The 1264-nt window shown below is 56.7% G+C and carries 1 protein-coding gene; it reads right to left on the bottom strand.

All coding sequences use genetic code 11. From position 1 onward, the window contains the following. Nucleotides 1-120: 120 nt before the first annotated feature. Entirely contained in the window at nt 121-1209 is a 1089-nt protein-coding gene (locus CLI93_RS14610) for an IS5 family transposase (protein WP_095996039.1), read from the bottom strand. Between the last annotated feature and the right edge of the window lie 55 nt (nt 1210-1264).

The following is a 1264-nucleotide window of genomic DNA, read 5'->3' as shown; positions in this document are numbered from 1 at the left end:
GGGAACCTCTAAAAACCGGGCAATTCCTGGACTTCCAGCCCCAACACTTCACGATCTGAAAAAAACCGGATCAAGAAGCCCTTTTTTAGAGCGCGTTTGAGCCCATTTCCCTCCTTTTCCTCACGCATTGGCCGTTTGGGGGCGCAAGCCGGTCTTTGAGGGGCGAGCTTTGAAGAAGGGGTCAACCCCTTCTTCCAGCATCCGGGCCAGTCGCTTGATGTTGTAGCACGCGGCCATCAACACCATGGTTGCGCTGGCTCTGGCTTGGCCAATGCTTCGGATGAATTTACCTCCAAGGTGACGCATGCCTGCAAAGACGTGTTCGACCTTGGCGCGTTTGCTGGCAATACGCCGGTTGCGTCGCCTCTGGCAATCGCTCAAGGGCTTGTTCTTCTGCGCCTTGCGCTGTATGCCGTCTTTGAAGCCCAGCGCTTTGAGCATTTGGCATCTTTGTCTGCTCGGGTAGGCTTTGTCGGCGTTGACTTGTGCTCCTGTGTTGGCCAGATCGAGCACCTCATCGAAATGGTCTCCGTCGTGCTCGCTGGCCGTGCCGGTGGCCACCTTTCGGATGAAGCCGTGTTTGTGGTCAACACTGACGCTGAGCTTGTAGCCAAAATAGCCTTTGCCGTGCTTTTTGGTGTGAGTGGCATCCACGTCCTTTTGCCTGCACTTGGCCGGGCTCCAACCTTCAGGCTTCTTGCCTTGGTCAAGCTGCGCCTTGTCTTCTTTGCTCAAGCGCTGCTTGGGCGCTGGCACCAGGGTGGCATCAATGGCCTGTCCGCCTCGGGCGATGTAGCCATGGCGGTGCAGTTGTGCATCCACGCCTTGGAACAGGGCCACTGCTCCATCAACACCCAGGCGCTGAGCAAAGCGCCAGATGGTGTTTCTGTCGGGCACGTTCATGCTTTGTTCCAGTAGGCAAAAGCGCTGGTAGCTCATACGATCGAGCAGCTGGTACTCCATTTGCTCATCAGACAGGTTGTACAGGCGTTTCAAGACCAGCACACGCACCATGACTTGGACTGGATAGGCCGGTCTGCCGCCTTTGCGGCCATCGCTGCGAGCAAGAAATGGCTCGGCCAGACTGGCCAGGGCAGCAAAGTCGATGTGCCGGGCGATGAGTTGCAAGGGATCGCCCAAGTCTTCAAGCTTGCGCTCTCGACAGGCTTGGGCAAACAGGTCGAACTTCAGGGCGCTGCCAGGAGTGATCATGCTGAGCAATTTACTCGATCAAAAGTACAGGTGAGGTTTTGAGAGGTTCCCG

The organism is Vandammella animalimorsus (assembly GCF_002288875.1).
Classification (GTDB): Bacteria; Pseudomonadota; Gammaproteobacteria; order Burkholderiales; family Burkholderiaceae_C; genus Lampropedia; species Lampropedia animalimorsus.
The sequence above is the reverse complement of the archived record's forward strand: the minus strand, read 5'-3'. Positions and strand labels throughout refer to the sequence as shown.